A 16,884-nucleotide genomic window follows, 5' to 3' on the forward strand; every position below is an offset into this window, starting at 1 on the left:
AGATTTCCATGGCTATCGCCGCAACCACCAACGAGTCGTTGGACAACACCGTCATCGGTAACAACAGCAAGACCACCAACAGCCAGGATCTGCACAACAGCTTCCTGACGCTGCTGGTCGCGCAGTTGAAAAACCAGGATCCGACCAACCCGATGCAGAACAACGAACTGACTTCGCAGCTGGCGCAGATCAATACCGTTCAGGGCATCGAAAAACTCAACACCACGCTGGGGTCGATCTCCGGCCAGATCAACAGCAACCAGTCGCTGCAGGCCACCGCGCTGATCGGTCACGGCGTGATGGTGCCGGGCAACAACATTCTGGTCGGCAGCAAGGACGGCAAGGTCAGCACCACGCCGTTCGGCGTGGAACTGGAGCGCGCCGCCGATCAGGTGACCGCCACCATTACCAACGCCAGCGGGCAGGTGGTGCGCACCATTGAAATTGGCGGCCTGACCGCCGGCGTGCACGCCTTCACCTGGGACGGCTCGCTGGATGACGGCTCCACCGCGCCCGACGGCGCCTACAAAGTGGCGATTAACGCCAAAGGCAACGGCGAGCAGCTGGTGGCGCGCAGCCTGCACTTCGGGCTGGTGAACGGCGTGATCCGCGACGGCAACGGCGCCAAGCTGGATCTCGGCCTGGCGGGCAACGCCACCCTGGAAGACGTGCGACAGATCTTATAACCCTAAGCATCAGGCTCAATCGGACGATAGCCTGACCACTATTCGGAGAATAACATGGCCTTTTCTCAGGCAGTCAGCGGCTTGAACGCGGCAGCAACCAACCTGGACGTGATCGGTAACAACATCGCCAACTCCGCGACTGCGGGCTTCAAATCCGGCAGCGTATCCTTTGCCGACATGTTCGCCGGTTCGCAGGTCGGGCTGGGCGTCAAAGTGTCCGGCATCACCCAGAACTTCAAGGGCGGCACCACCACCGGCACCAGCCGCGCGCTGGATGTGGCCATCAATGGCAACGGTTTTTTCCGCATGCAGGATAAAGACGGCGGCATCTTCTATACCCGCAACGGCCAGTTCAAACTGGACGAGAACCGCAACCTGACCAACATGCAGGGCCTGCAGCTGACCGGTTACCCGGCGGCCGGTTCCCCGCCGACCATCCAGCAGGGCGCCAACCCGGTGCCGCTGAGCATTCCTGAAGGCATGATGAACGCCAAGGCGTCCACCTCCGGTGAGATGGTGACTAACCTGAAGTCCACCCATAAAGTGCCGGAAAACAAGACCTTCGATCCGACCAAGCAGGACAGCTACAACTACGTCAACACCATCACCGCTTACGACTCGCTGGGTAATGCGCACAACATCAACGCTTACTTTGTGAAGACCGAAGACAACAAGTGGCAGGTTTACACCCAGGACGGCAGCGCGGCGCCAGTGAACGCCGGCACCATGGAGTTCAGCACCAGCGGTAATCTGGTGAAAACCACCAGCACCAACGGCGCGCCGGGCGAGTTCAGCATGGTGATCCCGATGACCGCCAAAGACGGCGCGCCGGCGCAAAACTTCACCCTGAGCTTCGCCGGCAGCATGCAGCAGAACGTAGGCAGCGACTCGGTGAGCAAGGTGGCGCAGGACGGCTATGCCGCCGGTGAATACACCAACTTCCAAATTAACAACGACGGCACCGTCGTTGGGATCTACTCCAACCAGCAGACCCAGGTGCTGGGCCAGATCGTAATGGCCAACTTCTCCAACCCGGAAGGGCTGGCGTCGCAGGGCGATAACGTTTGGCAGGAAACCGGCGCGTCCGGCCAGCCACGCGTTGGTCTGTCGGGCGGCGGCGGCTTCGGCAAGCTGACCAGCGGCGCGCTGGAATCTTCCAACGTCGATCTGAGCCAGGAGCTGGTGAACATGATCGTCGCACAGCGTAACTACCAGTCCAACGCCCAGACCATCAAGACGCAGGACTCCATCTTGCAGACGCTGGTTAGCCTGCGCTAATAGGGCCGAGTTATGGATCACGCGATTTATACCGCGATGGGCGCGGCGCGCCAAACGCTGGAACAGCAGTCCATTACCGCCAACAACCTGGCCAACGCGTCGACGCCGGGCTTTCGCGTCCAGCTTGCCGCGTTGCGCGCGGTGCCGGTTGACGGTCCGAGCCTGGCGACACGCACCTTGGTGACTGCCTCGACGCCGGGCGCCGACATGAGCCAGGGCGCGCTGAACTACACGGCGCGCCCGCTGGACGTGGCGCTGCAGCAGGATGGTTTTTTGGCGGTGAGCCTGCCGGGCGGCGGCGAGGCCTATACCCGCAACGGCAACATTCAGATTTCCTCCACCGGGCAGTTGACGGTGCAGGGGATGCCGCTGATGGGCGACGGCGGGCCGATCGAGGTGCCGCCGTCGGCGGAGATCACCATCGCGGCCGACGGCACCATTTCGGCGCTGAACGCCGGCGATCCGCCGAACACCATCGCGCAGATTGGCCGCCTGAAGCTGGTGAAGGCCGATGCGCGCGAAGTGATGCGCGGTGACGACGGGCTGTTCCGCCTGACGCCGGAAACTCAACAGCAGCGCGGCAATCAGTTGCAAAACGATCCGCAGGTGCGGGTGATGCCGGGCGTGCTGGAGGGCAGCAACGTCAAGCCGATGGAGACCATGGTCGACATGATCGCCAACGCCCGCCGTTTTGAAATGCAAATGAAGGTCATCCACAGCGTGGATGAAAACGAACAGCGTGCCAACTCACTGCTCTCAGTGAGCTAAGCAGCAAGGAAATAACCGATGATTCCATCCTTATGGATTGCCAAAACCGGTCTGGACGCGCAGCAGACCAACATGGACGTGATCGCCAACAACCTGGCGAACGTCAGCACCAACGGCTTCAAGCGCCAGCGTGCGGTATTTGAAGATCTGCTGTACCAGACCATGCGTCAGCCGGGTGCGCAGTCTTCCGAGCAGACTACGCTGCCTTCCGGTCTGCAGATCGGCACCGGCGTGCGTCCGGTGGCGACCGAGCGCCTGCACAGCCAGGGCAACCTGTCGCAGACCAACAACAGCAAAGACGTCGCCATCAAAGGGCAGGGTTTCTTCCAGGTGATGCTGCCGGACGGCACCCAGGCCTACACCCGCGACGGGTCGTTCCAGATCGATCAGAACGGCCAGCTGGTCACCTCCAGCGGTTTCCAGGTGCAGCCGGCGATCACCATTCCGGCGAACGCGCTGTCCATCACCGTCGGCCGCGACGGCATCGTCAGCGTCACCCAGCAGGGGCAAACCGCCGCCCAGCAGGTGGGCCAACTGACGCTGACGACCTTTGTCAACGACAGCGGTCTGGAGAGCGTGGGCGAGAACCTGTATCAGGAAACCGAAAGCTCGGGCGCGCCGAACGAGAGCACGCCGGGGCTGAACGGCGCCGGTCTGCTGTATCAGGGCTACGTGGAAACCTCCAACGTTAACGTGGCGGAAGAGCTGGTCAACATGATCCAGACTCAGCGCGCTTACGAGATCAACAGCAAAGCGGTATCGACCTCCGATCAGATGCTGCAAAAGCTGACGCAACTGTAATCTGTCCTTGACGGGCCCGGCATGCCGCGCCCGTCATTCTCTTTCGTGAAACAAAGGCGATACCCGTGGTAACCACATATTCGATGGCAATCCTGCCGCGGCAGGGACAACGCTGGCTGGCGGGAATGGTGATGCTGACGCTGAGCGGCTGCGCTTATATCCCGCACAAACCGCTGGTGGACGGCGCGACCACGGCGCAGCCCGCGCCGGCCAGCGCGCCGATGCCGAACGGCTCAATCTTCCAGACGGTGCAGCCGATGAACTACGGCTATCAGCCGCTGTTCGAAGACCGCCGGCCGCGCAACGTCGGCGACACCCTGACCATCGTGCTGCAGGAAAACGTCAGCGCCAGCAAAAGCTCCTCCGCCAACGCCAGCCGCAACGGCGCCAGCAAGTTCGGCGTCGCCACCTCGCCGCGTTACCTCGACGGCCTGTTGGGCAATGCGCGCGCCGATATGGACATTTCCGGCGACAGCACCTTCGGCGGCAAGGGCGGCGCCAACGCCAACAACACCTTCAACGGCACCATTACGGTGACGGTCAACCAGGTACTGGCCAACGGCAACCTGCACGTGGTGGGGGAAAAGCAGATCGCCATCAACCAGGGCACCGAATTCATCCGCTTCTCCGGCGTCGTCAACCCGCGCACCATCAGCGGCAACAACTCGGTGACCTCGACGCAGGTGGCGGACGCGCGGATCGAATACGTCGGCAATGGCTATATCAACGAAGCGCAGACCATGGGCTGGCTGCAGCGCTTCTTCTTAAATGTTTCACCGTTCTAAGGATTGACTGATGCTGAAAAAATGGTTTATCGCGCTGTGCGTCGGGCTGGTGTGCTTGCCGGCGGCGGCGGAGCGCATCCGCGATCTGGTGACGGTGCAGGGCGTGCGAGACAACGCCCTGATCGGCTACGGCCTGGTGGTGGGGCTGGACGGCTCCGGCGACCAGACCATGCAGACGCCGTTCACCACCCAAAGCCTGAGCAATATGCTGTCGCAGCTGGGCATCACCGTGCCGCCGGGCACCAACATGCAGCTGAAAAACGTGGCGGCGGTGATGGTGACCGCCAAACTGCCGCCGTTCTCGCGCGCCGGGCAGAATATCGACGTGGTGGTCTCATCAATGGGCAACGCCAAGAGCCTGCGCGGCGGCACCCTGCTGATGACGCCGCTCAAAGGCGTGGATAACCAGGTCTATGCACTGGCGCAGGGCAACGTGCTGGTCGGCGGCGCGGGCGCGGCGGCCGGCGGCAGCAGCGTGCAGGTCAACCAGCTGGCGGGCGGGCGCATCAGCAACGGCGCCACCATCGAGCGCGAGCTGCCGACCACCTTCGGCAGCGGCGGCGTACTCAACCTGCGGCTGAACGACGAAGACTTCACGCTGGCGCAGCAGATCAGCGACGCTATCAACCGCCAACGCGGCGGCGGCACCGCGACGCCGCTCGACGCCCGCACCATTCAGGTGCTGGTGCCGCAGGGCAACAGCTCTCAGGTACGCTTCCTGGCGGAGATTCAGAACATCACCGTCAACGTCGGCGCGATGGACGCCAAGGTGATCATCAACTCGCGCACCGGGTCGGTCGTGATGAACCGCGATGTGATCCTCGATTCCTGCGCCGTCGCCCAGGGCAACCTGTCGGTGGTGGTCGATCGGCAGAACACCGTCAGCCAGCCAACGACCCCGTTCGGCGGCGGCCAGACGGTGGTGACGCCAAACACCCAGATCTCGGTGCAACAGCAGGGCGGATCGCTGCAGAAGGTGAACGCCAGCGCCAACCTGAACAATGTGATCCGCGCGCTGAACGCGCTGGGCGCTACGCCGATCGATCTGATGTCGATCCTGCAGGCGATGCAGAGCGCCGGCTGCCTGCGCGCCAAGTTGGAAATCATCTGATGGCCGGCGATCTGATGGCGATGTCGGGCGCGGCCTATGACGCCCAGGCGCTGAACGGCCTGAAGCGCGACGCGGCGGCCGACCCGCAGGGCAACCTCAAGCAGGTGGCCCAGCAGGTAGAAGGCATGTTCGTGCAGATGATGCTGAAAAGCATGCGTTCCGCCTTGCCGCAGGACGGGGTATTGAGCAGCGATCAAACGCGGCTCTATACCTCGATGTACGACCAGCAAATCGCCCAGCAGATGTCGCAAAAAGGGCTGGGGCTGGCCGACATGATGGTCAAGCAGATGAGCAACGCCAACGCGGTGCCGAGCGAAACCGCGGGCCTGTCGCCGATGGCGCTGGACAACGAGGTGCTGCAAACGCTGCCGAACCAGGCGCTGGAGCAGATGGTGCGCCGCGCGATGCCGAAAGCCCCGTCGGCCGCCGCGCCGCTGTCGCTCAACAACGGCAACTTCGTCGCTCGTCTGTCGATACCGGCGAAGGTCGCCAGCCAGCAGAGCGGCATTCCGCATCAGCTGATCGTCGCGCAGGCGGCGCTGGAGTCCGGCTGGGGGCAGCGCGAGATCCCGACCTCAGACGGCACGCCGAGCTACAACCTGTTCGGCATCAAGGCCGGCGGCAGCTGGAACGGGCCGGTGACGGAGATCACCACCACCGAGTTCGAACAGGGCGCGGCGAAGAAGGTGAAGGCGAAGTTCCGCGTCTACGGCTCGTACGTCGAAGCGATCGCCGATTACGTCAAACTGCTGACCAACAACCCGCGCTACGCCGATGTGGCCGCCGCGCGCAGCCCGGAACAGGCGGCGCATGCGCTGCAGCGCGCCGGCTATGCCACCGACCCGCAGTACGCCAGCAAACTGGTCAGCGTGATTCAGCAGATGAAGAGCGCGGGGGAACAGGCGGTGAAAGCTTACACCCACGATCTGAAAGATTTGTTCTAAATCCCCGTCATTCTTGACGCCGCAGCGGCGCCAATTATTTAGGGGATAGGCGGTAACGAAGGCTGGCTGGATGCTGAGCGCGTTGCCGCTTTTTTTCCTCAAGTTCTTCTCATTTTTGCCGATAACCGAAACAGGCTGAGCGAACAGGCTCAGCAGCTCAATTAAGAACCCTGTGGGCCACCGGCGCCGCAGCATAAGGAATTCCGATGTCCAATAGCTTAATCAATACCGCGATGAGCGGGCTGAATGCGGCTCAGGTGGCGCTCAGTACCGTCAGCAACAACATCTCCAACTACAACGTGGCGGGCTACAACCGCCAGACCGCGATCCTGGCGCAGAACGGCGGCATGGCCACCATGAGCGGCTTTATCGGCAACGGCGTGACCGTCACCAGCGTCAACCGCGAGTACAACCAGTTCATCACCAACCAGCTGCGCGGCGCACAAAGCGCGTTCGGGGCGCAAAACGCCTATTACGAGAAGATTTCGCAGATCGACAACCTGTTGGCGAGCAAGACCAACCCGCTGTCGACCAACATGCAGGACTTCTTCACCAACCTGCAGAACCTGGTGAGCAACGCCGGTGACGACGCCGCGCGCCAGACGGTGCTGGGCAAGGCTAACGGCCTGGTGAACCAGTTCAACAACACCGATAAATTCCTGCGCGACATGGATAACGGCGTTAATCAGCAGATCAGCGATACGGCGCAGCAGATCAACAGCTACGGCCAACAGATCGCCAAACTGAACGACGAGATCACCCGTTTGCGCGGCAGCGCCGCCGGCGAGCCGAATGCGTTGCTGGATCAGCGCGATCAGCTGGTCACCGAATTGAATCAGCTGGTGGGCGTACAGGTCACGCAACAGGACGGCGACGCCTATACCGTCTCCTTCGCCAACGGCTTGACCCTGGTGCAGGGCAGCAATACCTATCAGGTGGAAGCCGTGCCTTCCAGCAGCGATCCTTCCCGTTTGACTATCGGTTACAACCGCGGCAACGGCGCCAGCGAAGTGCCGGAAGGCCAGATCACCAGCGGCACGCTGAGCGGCGTGCTGAAATTCCGCAGCGAAACGCTGGACGGCGTGCGCAATCAGCTGGGCCAGTTGGCGCTGGCGATGGCGGACAGCTTTAACCAGCAGCATCGCGCCGGCTTCGATCTGAACGGTGACGCGGGCGGCGACTTCTTCAGCTTCAGCGGCGGCCGGGTGGTGGATAACACCCGCAACACCGGCGACGCGTCGCTGTCAGTCTCTTACACCGATACCGGCAAGGTGAAGGCCAACGATTATCGCGTCGAGTTCGACGGCAGCAACTGGCAGGTCAGCCGCCTGCCGGACAACGTGAAAGTCAACGCGACGCCGGGCACCAGCGCCGACGGCAAGCCGACGCTGAACTTCGACGGGTTGGAAGTGAACATCGACGGCAATGCGCAGGCCAAAGACAGCTTCACCGTGAAGCCGGTCAGCGACGTGGCGGGCAATCTGAAAGTGGCCATCACCGATTCGTCCAAGATCGCCGCCGCCGGTAAAGACGACAGCGGCCGCGGCGATAACGAAAACGCCAAGAAGCTGCTGGATCTGCAAACCAAAAACCTGGTGGACGGCAAGGCGACCCTGAGCGGCGCTTACGCCGGCATCGTCAGCGGCGTCGGCAACCAGACCGCTGCCGCCAAGGCTATCGCCACCTCGCAGGCCAAGATCGTCACGCAGCTGGGCGCGCAACAGCAGTCGATGTCCGGCGTCAACCTTGACGAAGAGTATGGCGAGCTGCTGCGTTTCCAGCAGTACTACATGGCCAACGCGCAGGTGATTCAGACCGCCAGCTCGCTGTTCGACGCGCTGCTGAATATTCGTTGATTTCATTGTTAATCGGCGCCGATAACGGCGCCGGTCGCTCAGAGTAAGGAACCCACAGCATGCGCATGAGCACCAGCATGATGTACCAACAGAACATGAACGGCATCACGGGCAACCAGTCGCTGTTCATGAAGGCGGCCGAGCAGCTTTCCTCGGGCAAGCGGGTGATCAACCCGTCCGACGATCCGCTGGCGGCGTCGCGCGCGGTGATGTTGTCGCAATCGCAGGCGGAAAACAGCCAGTACACGCTGGCGCGCACCTTCGCTCGTCAGAACGTGTCGATGGAAGAAACGGTCTTGGCCGGCGCGACCTCCACCATCGCGGACATGAAGGCGCTGATCGTCAATGCCGGCGGTACGGAAAGCGATAACGATCGCCAGTCGCTGGCCACTCAGCTGCAGGGGCTGAAAGATCAGCTGCTGAACCAGGCCAACAGCACCGACGGCAACGGCCGCTATATGTTCGGCGGGTATGTGAACGACAAGGCGCCGTTCGTCGACAACGGCGGCACCGTCAGCTATCAGGGCGGCGACAAGACGGTTCAGCAGAAAGTGGACGCCAACCGCACCATGACCATCGGCCATACCGGCAACGCGGTGTTCATGTCGTTGACCAGCAACCCGAAGCCCGAGCCGGACGGCAGCGCGCCGGTCAGCAACGTATTCGAGAGCATCGATATCGCGCTGAACGCGCTGAAAATCCCGCTGCAGGGCGCCGACGAGGCCACCAAGCAGCAGGTGAACGATGCGCTGGCGAAAGCCAACCGCGGCCTGGACAACTCCTACAACAACGTGCTGAGCGTGCGCGCCGAGCTGGGCAGCCAGCTGCAGGAGATGGATCAACTGGACAGCATCGGCAAAGAGCGCGATATGACCAACCAAATCCAGATGAGCGCGCTGACGGATGCCGACCTCGCCGAGTCTATCTCGTCTTATTTCATGCAGCAGGCGGCGCTGCAGGCGTCGTATAAAACCTTCAGCGATATGCAGGGCATGTCGTTGTTCCAGATGAATCGTTAAGAGCAATACCCCGTTGCCTGACCGCGACGGGTTTCCCTTTAGTGCGCTTAGAAAATGCCCTCTCCGCCCCGCGGGGAGGGAGGCTTCTTGAAACCGGGCGCACTCGTTTGGCGCGTCGCTCGTTCTCCCACTACTGACTGAGTGACGCGCCTTTTTTTGTCTGCATGTTCCCCATTCACCTTAAGCCTTAGCGGAAAGGCACGCCGCGATCGTTGCCGGACCCTTTAGTGCATTGACCGCCTATGTTGACAAAGGCTGAGGCCGCCGCAGTGCCAATCGCACTGCCGTTACGGCTGGCCAGGGCGCCGGCCATGGCAATGGCGCCGGTCACCACCGCGCCGGTACAAGGATCCTGAAATAGCCCATAGCCTTTCGCCGCCCAATTAGGCTGGAAGCCGTTCGCCTGCGCGCCGTAGGAGCTTCGGCCATAGTCGCGATCCCGATCGCCGCCGTTATTGCCGTCACCGGCGCCGCCCATCCGTTGCATTTCTTCTCTGGTCAGTTCTCTCAGCATAGGTCGATCTCCTGTTAACGCGACTTAGCGTTATTTTTAGGGTTGTTATTTTCGATTTGAGATTTTCGGCTCTCATTGAACAGCCACCGTATTGGCTTATAGAGGCACTCGGCCAACTTCAATGAGCCAAATAAGGTAAACGGGATGATGACAAAACTATCGACGCCAGGCGGCAGAGCAAATAAACCCCAGGAAAAACCTAGCGTGTTTAAAATAGTGCTCATGATCAAAAGGGCGATGCCGCTGATGAATAAATCACTCAGCTGGAATTTTATCTTCATATTTACACCGATTATATTTGGGTGAGGCTTTCAGCGTGCTGTCTGTAAGGTTGCTTCCAATATAACGCTGGGGGGATAAGGTGGGAAATCGATTTTTCTTGTCAGTGAATAAATAAGAGATGTGAGTAAAGCAAATTATTAATGCATTATCTTTAAATTTAGCGTGGCAGCGAGGGCGACGTGCTGCATTATTTCATTACTGACAATGAAATGCACAGGACGTCGACATGGCTTGCCGACGGGTGATCAATGCCGGTTACGGCAGGAGCCGGGTTGCCGTTCCGGTGCAGCGTCGAATGGCGCAGCAGAGGCCGGATACGGGCGCAACCCGGAATGTTTTGCTAAAAGCTGTACGGATTATTTCTTTTTCTTCACTACTTTCCATTTTCCGCCGTCGGCCGTCTCGGTAAAGGAAACTCTAAACTTGTTGCTTTTCCAGTGGGTCAAACCGAATAACCGGCGTGCTTTGCGGTTGCTTTTCGCTTTAATCATGATCTCGCTCCTGTAGTTAGCAAAGGTCGATGCTGCGCCCTGCAGCCGGCAGGCTGCCAGACGCATTTATTCAGGGTGTAAGTTATCTGCCGCGCATTTAACCCTGCGTGGCTGCGTTATTTTATTTTTCTCTAATTAATGGCTGTATATTATCGCTGCGGAGACTCACGCGCTGTGGCGATATTTTTGTTACCGGGTCTATTCTAGGTCGGGGTTTTATTTATTCAAGCCGCCGGAGACATTTGAACCTTAATCCGGATAAAAGCCGTTTCTCAGGCTTTTGTCCCAAGAAAGCGTTTTTATTGCCATTTTGTCTCAGGCGGAAGAGAGGGGAAGGAAGGGGCCGCACAGGGGCTCAGAAGGTCATGCCGCCGATCACCGCCGCTAGTCGATCGAACACTTCGCCGAACAGATGTTCGCAGAACGGCGCCAGCATCGGCATCATCATGCCCAGCGTCATGATGCCGAAGGTCATGGTGACCGGGAAGCCGATCACGAACACCGACAGCTGCGGCGTCATGCGGTTGAGCAGGCCGAGCGCCATGTTGAGCGTCAACAGCAGGCAGATCAGCGGCAGCGCCAGCATCATGCCGTTGATGAAGATCAGCGAGCCGACCTGGGTTAACACCAGGAAACCGTTGCCGTTCAGCGGCTGCGTTTGGACAGGCAGGGTGTGGAAGCTGTCCGCCAGCAGCGAAATCAGCCACAGATGGCCGTCGAAGCTGAGGAACAGCAACATCGCCAGCAGGTTAAGCAGGCGCGCCAGCACCGGCATGTTCGGGCCGCCGCTGGGATCGAAGAAGGTGGCGAACGACAGGCCCATCTGCATGCCGATCACTTCGCCCGCCAGGCGCACCGCCGCGAAGGCGAACTGCATGGTCAACCCCAGCGCCACGCCGATCAGTATTTGCTGAATCGCCAGCCACAGGCCGGCGGCGGAGAAGATGGGAATATTGCTGGCGGGCAGCGTCGGCGCGATCAGGATGACGATCAGCCCGCCAAGGCCGATTTTGACCTTTTTGCTGATTTGCTTTTCGCTGAATATCGGCGCGGTGCTGATCAGCGCCAGAATGCGCAGCAGCGGCCAAAAATAGTGGCTTAGCCAGACGGTGAGCTGGGCGCTGTCGAAAGTGAGCACGGTCAGCCGATCAGGGTAGGCAGGTTGCTGAACAGGGTGCGCATGTAGTCCAGCAACAGGTTCAGCATCCAGGGGCCGGCGATGATGATGGTGGCCACTACCGCCAGAATTTTGGGGATGAACGACAGCGTCATTTCGTTGATCTGGGTGGCGGCCTGCAGCAGGCTGACCACCAGGCCGCTGATGAGCGCCGCCAGCAGCAGCGGGGCGGCCAGCGCCAGCGCCACTTTCATCGCCTCGGTGCCGAGCGCCATAACCGATTCAGGTGTCATCTCGCGTTCTCCGATCGGGGGTTACGAATAGAAGCTCTGCGCCAGCGAGCCAAGCAGCAGCTGCCAGCCATCGACCAGCACGAACAGCATCAGCTTGAACGGCAGCGAGATGGTGGCCGGCGGCACCATCATCATCCCCAGCGCCATCAATACGCTGGCGACCACCAGGTCGATGATCAGGAACGGAATAAACACTGTAAAGCCGATCTGGAAGGCGGTTTTCAGTTCGCTGGTGACGTAGGCGGGCAGCAGGATGCGCATCGGCACCGCTTCCGGGCCGGCCAGCGGCGGCTGATTGGCCAGTCTGGCGTACAGCGCGAGATCGGTTTCGCGCGTTTGGCGCAGCATGAACTCGCGCAGCGGCTGCGCGCCTTTATCCAGCGCGACTTCCAGTCCGATTTTGTCCTGGCTGAACGGCAGGTAGGCGTCCTGATAGACCTTGTCGAACACCGGCGACATGATGAAGAAGGTCAGGAACAGCGCCAGCCCCAGCATCACCTGGTTCGGCGGCGCCGACGGCGTGCCCAGCGCATTGCGCAGCAGCCCGAGCACGATGATGATGCGGGTGAAGCTGGTCATCATCAGCAGCATGGCCGGCAGGAAGGTCAGCGAGGTCAACAGCACCAGCGTCTGCACCGGCAGCGACCAGCTTTGGCCGCCGTTGGCCAGCGGCTGGCTGATCAGCCCCGGTAGTTGTGCAAAAGCCGCCGGGCTGATCAGCAGCAGGGCGGCAGGGAGCCAAACCGCCGGACGGCGGATGAGGGTATGAAGAGTCGAGGTCATGCCGATTTTTCCGGGCGTTTCAGAACTTTTTGCATCAGTTGGCGGAAGTCCGCCGGTGTCGCCGCGTTGGACTCGCCTTCGTCTTTCGGCGGGGCGGGCAGGGTGTGCAGCGGGGTGATCTGCTGGGCGGTGACGCCCAAGACCAGCAGGGTGTCGTCGATTTCCACCACCACCACGCGCTCACGCTGCCCGACCTGGCAACTGGCGCGCAGGTTGAGCAGTTTGTTGTTGCGCGCCTGCGGGGCGAACCCCAGCCGACGGAACAGCCAACCGGCCAGCAGGATCAGCAGCAGAATGCCGCCGAGCGCGCTGCTGACCTGCATTAACACCGAACCGGCCGGCAGGGCCGGCGCGGCGGGGTGTTGGGTGCTTTGCACGGTAACGGGCGCCGCGGCGGTCATCAGCGGCTCAGTCGACGCATGCGTTCGGATGGGGTGATGATGTCGGTGATGCGCACGCCGAACTTGTCGGCCACCACCACCACTTCACCTTGTGCGATCAGGTAACCGTTGATCAGGATATCCAGCGGTTCGCCAGCCAGGCCGTCCAGCGCCACCACCGAGCCCTGCGACAGGCGCAGCAACTCTTTGATGGTCATCTTGGTGCGCCCCAGTTCCACGGTCAGCTTGACCGGAATATCCAGGATCAGGTCGATATCCTGCAGGCTGCCGAGCGCATCCTGAGCTTCCAGCGACTTGAACACCCCTTCGGTGCTCGCGCCGGATTTCTCTGAAGACTGCTGCTCGTTAAACGCATCAGCCCACAGATCGTCTACGGATTCCTTTCCTTCGCCAGACGGTTGCTTAGGATCACTCATTGGGCTGTTCCTCACTCAGAGCATTCAAAATAGGGTTAATCAAATGTTCAACACGCAGGGCGTATTGCCCGTTCAACGTGCCGTATTGGCTGGTCAGAACCGGTACGCCGTCCACATGGGCGATCAGGCGTTCCGGCTTGTCTATCGGTAATACATCGCCCGGTTGCAGCTTCAGGACTTTCGACAGCCGCATCGGGATATCGACGAAGTTGGCGATCAGCTCCAGTTCGGAATGCTGCACCTGCTTCACCAGCGTTTCGCGCCAGTGGCTGTCTTCCTGCCGCGAATTTTCCAGCGGCGGGTTGGTCAACAGCTCGCGCAGCGGCTCAATCATCGCGAAGGGAATGCAGATGTTGAACTCGCCGGTCAGCGCGCCGATCTCCACCTGGAACGGCGTGGTGACCACGATGTCGTTCGGCGAGGTGGTGATGTTGGTGAACTTCACCTGCATTTCGGCGCGCACGTACTCTACGTCGATCTTGTAGATGGCGCTCCAGGCGTCGCCGTAGGCGTCCAGCGCCAGACGCAGCATGCGCTTGATCACCCGTTGTTCGGTCGGGGTGAATTCGCGGCCTTCGACCTTGGTCGGGAAGCGGCCGTCGCCGCCGAACAGGTTATCGACGGCGATGAACACCAGGCTCGGCGCGAACACGAACAGGGCGGTGCCGCGCAGCGGATTCAGATGCACCAGGTTCAGGTTGGTCGGCACCGGCAGGTTGCGGGCGAACTCGTGATACGGCTGGATTTTGATCGGGCCGACGGTAATGTCCGGGCTGCGGCGCAGCAGGTTGAACAACCCCATGCGGAACTGCCGGGCAAAACGTTCGTTGATGATTTCCAGCGCGTGCAGGCGCTCGCGCACCACGCGGCGCTGGGTGTTCGGATCGTAAGGCTTGACCTCGCTCTCTTTGCCGACCACCGCCTCGGGTTCATCACCCGCGCTGTCGCCGTTGAGCAAGGCGTCGATCTCTGCCTGTGAAAGAATGCTATCGCCCATAGTGATTACCGCAGTATGAAGGCGGTGAACAGCACGTCGCTGACCACCTGCTTCGGTTGTCCCTTAACCAGCGGCGGGCTGAGCACGTCCTTAATCTGCGCCACCAACTGTTGCTTCCCTTGTTCATTGGCCAGCTGGCTCGCTTCCTGACGGGAGAGCAGCATCAGCAGACGGCTGCGCACTTCCGGCAGAAAATCGTTCAGCTGGCGGCGGGTACTTTCGTCCGGCAGACGCAGCGTGAGGCCGATGTACAGCACGCGATCCGGGTTGTTGTCCGGCGTCACCAGGTTGACGGTAAAGGTGTCGAGCGGCATGAACACCGGCGCGGCCGGCGGTTGCTGTTTGGCTGCGGCCGGTTCGGCGCCGTTTTTATGCTGTTGCAGCAGCCACCAGCTGTAGCCCGCGGCGCCACAGGCGACGACGCTGATCAACACCAGCAGGATGACCAGAAGGGGGCGTTTCGGTGCTGCCGGAAGGGAGTTCTGAGACATAGCGAAATCTAATTCCTGTTGTTCCACCCGCGGCCGGCGAGGCGGCGGGCATAGCGCGCGGCAAAGCCGCACGCATGACATGTAAAGGTATTATCGCGTCTATTGTGGCGTGCAATAGCCTGAATAGACGCGCAAATGGGTGCCAGCTTGGGCGTTTGCGGCGACTTAGGCGAAAATATCGACGCCGTTGACCGCGCTGGCCATACGCTGCAGCGCAACCGGCGTACTGACGTTGTCGGCTGCCGCAGCCTCGCCGCCATGATGTTCAGCATAGCTGGAACGGCCCTGGCCGTTGGAAGCCTGCTGTTGCGCCTGCTGCTGCCATTGCGGCGTGGATTCGCCGCCCACGCTGCTCTGCCCCAGGTTGATACCGCTCTCCGCCAGCGCGTGCCGCAGCTGCGGCATCGCCGCTTCCACCGCCGCACGCACCTGGCCGTGCGCAGAGGCGATGTGCAGCTGCGCCTGCTGATCGTCCAGTTTCAGCGTGATCTGCAAGGCGCCCAGTTCCTGCGGGTGCAGGCGCAGCTCGGCGCTCTGCTGGCCGTTGCGGTGGAACATCAGCACCTGTTGGTTCAACGCCTGCTGCCACTCCGGGCTGCCCAGCTGCGCGTTGAGCTGCGGCGTAGGCGGCGCCGTCACCAGCGCGCTGGCCGGGGCGGCCGTTTGCGTCGGGCTGGCGGCGGCCAGGGCGACAGCGTGATTGAGCGTCGGTTGCTGCTGCGCATCGCTCGCCGGCAGCGGCTGTGCGGCGTTTGCGCGTTCACCGCTGGTCGGCTGCGGGAGCGCCGCGGCAGCGTTGTCGCCATCGGTAGCCGGCGTTTTCGCGCCCGTCACCGCCGAGGCGGGGGCCGCCGACGAGTGCGCGGCGGTGTTATCACCGGCCGCCGCGATGTTCAGCAGGCCGTTGCCGGGCTGCAGCGCAGTGGCCTCGTCAGCGTTTTCCATCGGCAGCGACTGTTGGCCTTCGGCCGGTTGCGCCTGAGCGACGATCGCGGCCGGCAGCATGGCGTACAGCGCCTGCAGCGTCGCGGCATCCAGCTCTTTGGCGGCGACGATCGGCGGCTGCGCCGGTTTATCGCCGGCGGCGGGCGCATCGCCTTCAACGGCTTCTGAAGAAGGCGCGTCGGCTGAGGCTGACAGGTTCGGCAACAGGCCGCCGCGCTCGCCGAAGGTGGCCAGCAGCTGATTGAGCTGGTTGCGGCTCAGGGCCGGGGCGCGTTCATCGTCCGCGCTCAGCGTGGCCGGCTGAGGTTTGCCATCGGCGGCGGGCGCGAAACGCGCGCCGAGCAGCTGGGCAAAAGCGGACGACAGCTGGCTTTCGTCCAGCGCCGAGGTCAGTTCGGTCAGACCGCCGGCGTCGCCGGGTAAGGCCAGGCCGGACAGGGCGTTCAGATTCATGGGTTGATATTCCTTTGTGCGCTGCGTTGAGCGAATTCATCCATCAATTTTTGATCCCGTTTGTTCTCCTGCTGCTGCTCCGCGTTCATTGCGCGGGTATGCAGGGTTTCGAAAGCGTTCAGCCGCTGTTGTTTGTCTTGCCATTGCTTCACCGCGTGATCCACTTTCTGCCCCCACTGCAGCAGCTGCTGGCGGTGCTGGTCGATGGCCTGCTCCAGCGTGCCGATAAACTGCTGGTAGTTTTGCCAGCGTGAGCTGTCCATGCCGTCGCAGAGCGTATGATTCAGCTTCTGGCGGTATTCGTCCTGATAGTTGAGCAGCATCGACAGCTGTTGCTCCGCCGCCTGCTGCGCCTGCCGCACCTGGCCCAGCTGTTGCGCGGCTTGCTCCACCGCATCCTGCGCCAGATCGCGCAGGGTAATCAGGGGGGATTGTGATTTCATCGCTGTGCGC

At 61.5% G+C, this 16,884-nt stretch carries 21 protein-coding genes; 9 read left to right on the forward strand and 12 right to left on the reverse strand.

The genetic code is table 11. The features are described 5' to 3' along the window. Positions 1 to 8 precede the first annotated feature (8 nt). The 9 genes from flgD to flgL all read left to right on the forward strand — a co-directional run bounded on the left by flgD (position 9) and on the right by flgL (position 9,248). Positions 9 to 686 (forward strand): flagellar hook assembly protein FlgD, encoded by a 678-nt coding sequence (flgD, locus tag ACJ8QF_RS12280; RefSeq protein WP_004934824.1) that lies wholly within the window; start codon positions 9 to 11, stop codon positions 684 to 686. Positions 687 to 740: 54 nt separating this feature from the next. Then, a complete protein-coding gene (gene flgE, locus ACJ8QF_RS12285; RefSeq protein WP_004934822.1) occupies positions 741 to 1,964 on the forward strand; it encodes a flagellar hook protein FlgE in 1,224 nt (407 codons plus the stop codon). Positions 1,965 to 1,976: 12 nt separating this feature from the next. After that, entirely contained in the window at positions 1,977 to 2,732 is a 756-nt protein-coding gene (locus ACJ8QF_RS12290) for a flagellar basal body rod protein FlgF (protein WP_442537554.1), read from the forward strand. An 18-nt stretch (positions 2,733 to 2,750) separates the two neighbouring features. Next, positions 2,751 to 3,533 (forward strand): flagellar basal-body rod protein FlgG, encoded by a 783-nt coding sequence (gene flgG, locus ACJ8QF_RS12295; RefSeq protein WP_004934819.1) that lies wholly within the window; start codon positions 2,751 to 2,753, stop codon positions 3,531 to 3,533. Positions 3,534 to 3,616: 83 nt separating this feature from the next. Next, positions 3,617 to 4,318, forward strand: a complete 702-nt coding sequence (gene flgH, locus ACJ8QF_RS12300) for a flagellar basal body L-ring protein FlgH (protein WP_004934817.1) — start codon at positions 3,617 to 3,619, stop codon at positions 4,316 to 4,318. Between the two features lie 10 nt (positions 4,319 to 4,328). Beyond that, positions 4,329 to 5,429, forward strand: coding sequence for a flagellar basal body P-ring protein FlgI (locus ACJ8QF_RS12305; protein WP_442537555.1), 1,101 nt, complete (start codon positions 4,329 to 4,331; stop codon positions 5,427 to 5,429). Then, positions 5,429 to 6,373: a flagellar assembly peptidoglycan hydrolase FlgJ gene (gene flgJ / locus ACJ8QF_RS12310; protein ID WP_154871153.1), complete on the forward strand. Its 945-nt coding sequence runs from the start codon at positions 5,429 to 5,431 to the stop codon at positions 6,371 to 6,373. Before ACJ8QF_RS12305 ends, flgJ begins: the two co-directional genes overlap by 1 nt. A gap of 206 nt (positions 6,374 to 6,579) precedes the next feature. Then, positions 6,580 to 8,229, forward strand: a complete 1,650-nt coding sequence (flgK, locus tag ACJ8QF_RS12315; protein ID WP_442537556.1) for a flagellar hook-associated protein FlgK — start codon at positions 6,580 to 6,582, stop codon at positions 8,227 to 8,229. 59 nt (positions 8,230 to 8,288) lie between these two features. Beyond that, positions 8,289 to 9,248 (forward strand): flagellar hook-associated protein FlgL, encoded by a 960-nt coding sequence (gene flgL, locus ACJ8QF_RS12320; protein WP_015378250.1) that lies wholly within the window; start codon positions 8,289 to 8,291, stop codon positions 9,246 to 9,248. A 187-nt stretch (positions 9,249 to 9,435) separates the two neighbouring features. Here flgL and ACJ8QF_RS12325 read toward each other — a convergent pair whose 3' ends face one another. The 12 genes from ACJ8QF_RS12325 to fliJ all read right to left on the reverse strand — a co-directional run bounded on the left by ACJ8QF_RS12325 (position 9,436) and on the right by fliJ (position 16,874). Further along, entirely contained in the window at positions 9,436 to 9,762 is a 327-nt protein-coding gene (locus tag ACJ8QF_RS12325; RefSeq protein ID WP_440484291.1) for a hypothetical protein, read from the reverse strand. 14 nt (positions 9,763 to 9,776) lie between these two features. Beyond that, entirely contained in the window at positions 9,777 to 10,043 is a 267-nt protein-coding gene (locus tag ACJ8QF_RS12330; RefSeq protein ID WP_280598357.1) for a hypothetical protein, read from the reverse strand. A 357-nt stretch (positions 10,044 to 10,400) separates the two neighbouring features. Beyond that, on the reverse strand, positions 10,401 to 10,535 hold the full coding sequence (gene sra / locus ACJ8QF_RS12335) for a stationary-phase-induced ribosome-associated protein (RefSeq protein WP_086556932.1): 135 nt from the start codon (positions 10,533 to 10,535) through the stop codon (positions 10,401 to 10,403). A 355-nt stretch (positions 10,536 to 10,890) separates the two neighbouring features. Next, complete coding sequence (fliR, locus tag ACJ8QF_RS12340) at positions 10,891 to 11,673, reverse strand: flagellar biosynthetic protein FliR (RefSeq protein WP_021504085.1); 783 nt, start codon at positions 11,671 to 11,673, stop codon at positions 10,891 to 10,893. A gap of 2 nt (positions 11,674 to 11,675) precedes the next feature. Beyond that, entirely contained in the window at positions 11,676 to 11,945 is a 270-nt protein-coding gene (gene fliQ / locus ACJ8QF_RS12345) for a flagellar biosynthesis protein FliQ (RefSeq protein WP_004934803.1), read from the reverse strand. A 21-nt stretch (positions 11,946 to 11,966) separates the two neighbouring features. After that, complete coding sequence (fliP, locus tag ACJ8QF_RS12350; RefSeq protein ID WP_253718468.1) at positions 11,967 to 12,728, reverse strand: flagellar type III secretion system pore protein FliP; 762 nt, start codon at positions 12,726 to 12,728, stop codon at positions 11,967 to 11,969. Beyond that, positions 12,725 to 13,129 (reverse strand): flagellar biosynthetic protein FliO, encoded by a 405-nt coding sequence (fliO, locus tag ACJ8QF_RS12355; protein WP_004934800.1) that lies wholly within the window; start codon positions 13,127 to 13,129, stop codon positions 12,725 to 12,727. The genes fliP and fliO overlap by 4 nt, the downstream gene beginning before the upstream one ends. Then, positions 13,129 to 13,545, reverse strand: coding sequence for a flagellar motor switch protein FliN (gene fliN, locus ACJ8QF_RS12360; protein WP_004934799.1), 417 nt, complete (start codon positions 13,543 to 13,545; stop codon positions 13,129 to 13,131). Before fliN ends, fliO begins: the two co-directional genes overlap by 1 nt. Then, a complete protein-coding gene (gene fliM, locus ACJ8QF_RS12365; protein ID WP_004934798.1) occupies positions 13,538 to 14,542 on the reverse strand; it encodes a flagellar motor switch protein FliM in 1,005 nt (334 codons plus the stop codon). Before fliM ends, fliN begins: the two co-directional genes overlap by 8 nt. A 5-nt stretch (positions 14,543 to 14,547) precedes the next feature. Then, positions 14,548 to 15,033: a flagellar basal body-associated protein FliL gene (fliL, locus tag ACJ8QF_RS12370; protein WP_004934797.1), complete on the reverse strand. Its 486-nt coding sequence runs from the start codon at positions 15,031 to 15,033 to the stop codon at positions 14,548 to 14,550. 165 nt (positions 15,034 to 15,198) lie between these two features. Next, positions 15,199 to 16,431 (reverse strand): flagellar hook-length control protein FliK, encoded by a 1,233-nt coding sequence (locus tag ACJ8QF_RS12375; RefSeq protein WP_442537557.1) that lies wholly within the window; start codon positions 16,429 to 16,431, stop codon positions 15,199 to 15,201. Then, positions 16,428 to 16,874, reverse strand: a complete 447-nt coding sequence (gene fliJ, locus ACJ8QF_RS12380) for a flagellar export protein FliJ (protein ID WP_004934783.1) — start codon at positions 16,872 to 16,874, stop codon at positions 16,428 to 16,430. Before fliJ ends, ACJ8QF_RS12375 begins: the two co-directional genes overlap by 4 nt. Between the last annotated feature and the right edge of the window lie 10 nt (positions 16,875 to 16,884).

The sequence above is a fragment of the Serratia sp. CY81684 genome, assembly GCF_052166595.1.
Taxonomy (GTDB): Bacteria; Pseudomonadota; Gammaproteobacteria; order Enterobacterales; family Enterobacteriaceae; genus Serratia; species Serratia nematodiphila.

Coding starts and splice junctions, on each gene's coding strand:
- ACJ8QF_RS12375 (WP_442537557.1), bottom strand. CDS start 16,431: ATGAATCTGAACGCCCTGTCCGGCCTGGCCTTACCCGGCGACGCCGGC.
- flgH (WP_004934817.1), top strand. CDS start 3,617: ATGGCAATCCTGCCGCGGCAGGGACAACGCTGGCTGGCGGGAATGGTG.
- fliO (WP_004934800.1), bottom strand. CDS start 13,129: ATGACCGCCGCGGCGCCCGTTACCGTGCAAAGCACCCAACACCCCGCC.
- sra (WP_086556932.1), bottom strand. CDS start 10,535: ATGATTAAAGCGAAAAGCAACCGCAAAGCACGCCGGTTATTCGGTTTG.
- ACJ8QF_RS12290 (WP_442537554.1), top strand. CDS start 1,977: ATGGATCACGCGATTTATACCGCGATGGGCGCGGCGCGCCAAACGCTG.
- ACJ8QF_RS12305 (WP_442537555.1), top strand. CDS start 4,329: ATGCTGAAAAAATGGTTTATCGCGCTGTGCGTCGGGCTGGTGTGCTTG.
- flgJ (WP_154871153.1), top strand. CDS start 5,429: ATGGCCGGCGATCTGATGGCGATGTCGGGCGCGGCCTATGACGCCCAG.
- fliN (WP_004934799.1), bottom strand. CDS start 13,545: ATGAGTGATCCTAAGCAACCGTCTGGCGAAGGAAAGGAATCCGTAGAC.
- fliM (WP_004934798.1), bottom strand. CDS start 14,542: ATGGGCGATAGCATTCTTTCACAGGCAGAGATCGACGCCTTGCTCAAC.
- flgL (WP_015378250.1), top strand. CDS start 8,289: ATGCGCATGAGCACCAGCATGATGTACCAACAGAACATGAACGGCATC.
- flgG (WP_004934819.1), top strand. CDS start 2,751: ATGATTCCATCCTTATGGATTGCCAAAACCGGTCTGGACGCGCAGCAG.
- fliJ (WP_004934783.1), bottom strand. CDS start 16,874: ATGAAATCACAATCCCCCCTGATTACCCTGCGCGATCTGGCGCAGGAT.
- flgE (WP_004934822.1), top strand. CDS start 741: ATGGCCTTTTCTCAGGCAGTCAGCGGCTTGAACGCGGCAGCAACCAAC.
- fliP (WP_253718468.1), bottom strand. CDS start 12,728: ATGACCTCGACTCTTCATACCCTCATCCGCCGTCCGGCGGTTTGGCTC.
- fliL (WP_004934797.1), bottom strand. CDS start 15,033: ATGTCTCAGAACTCCCTTCCGGCAGCACCGAAACGCCCCCTTCTGGTC.
- flgK (WP_442537556.1), top strand. CDS start 6,580: ATGTCCAATAGCTTAATCAATACCGCGATGAGCGGGCTGAATGCGGCT.
- ACJ8QF_RS12330 (WP_280598357.1), bottom strand. CDS start 10,043: ATGAAGATAAAATTCCAGCTGAGTGATTTATTCATCAGCGGCATCGCC.
- flgD (WP_004934824.1), top strand. CDS start 9: ATGGCTATCGCCGCAACCACCAACGAGTCGTTGGACAACACCGTCATC.
- ACJ8QF_RS12325 (WP_440484291.1), bottom strand. CDS start 9,762: ATGCTGAGAGAACTGACCAGAGAAGAAATGCAACGGATGGGCGGCGCC.
- fliQ (WP_004934803.1), bottom strand. CDS start 11,945: ATGACACCTGAATCGGTTATGGCGCTCGGCACCGAGGCGATGAAAGTG.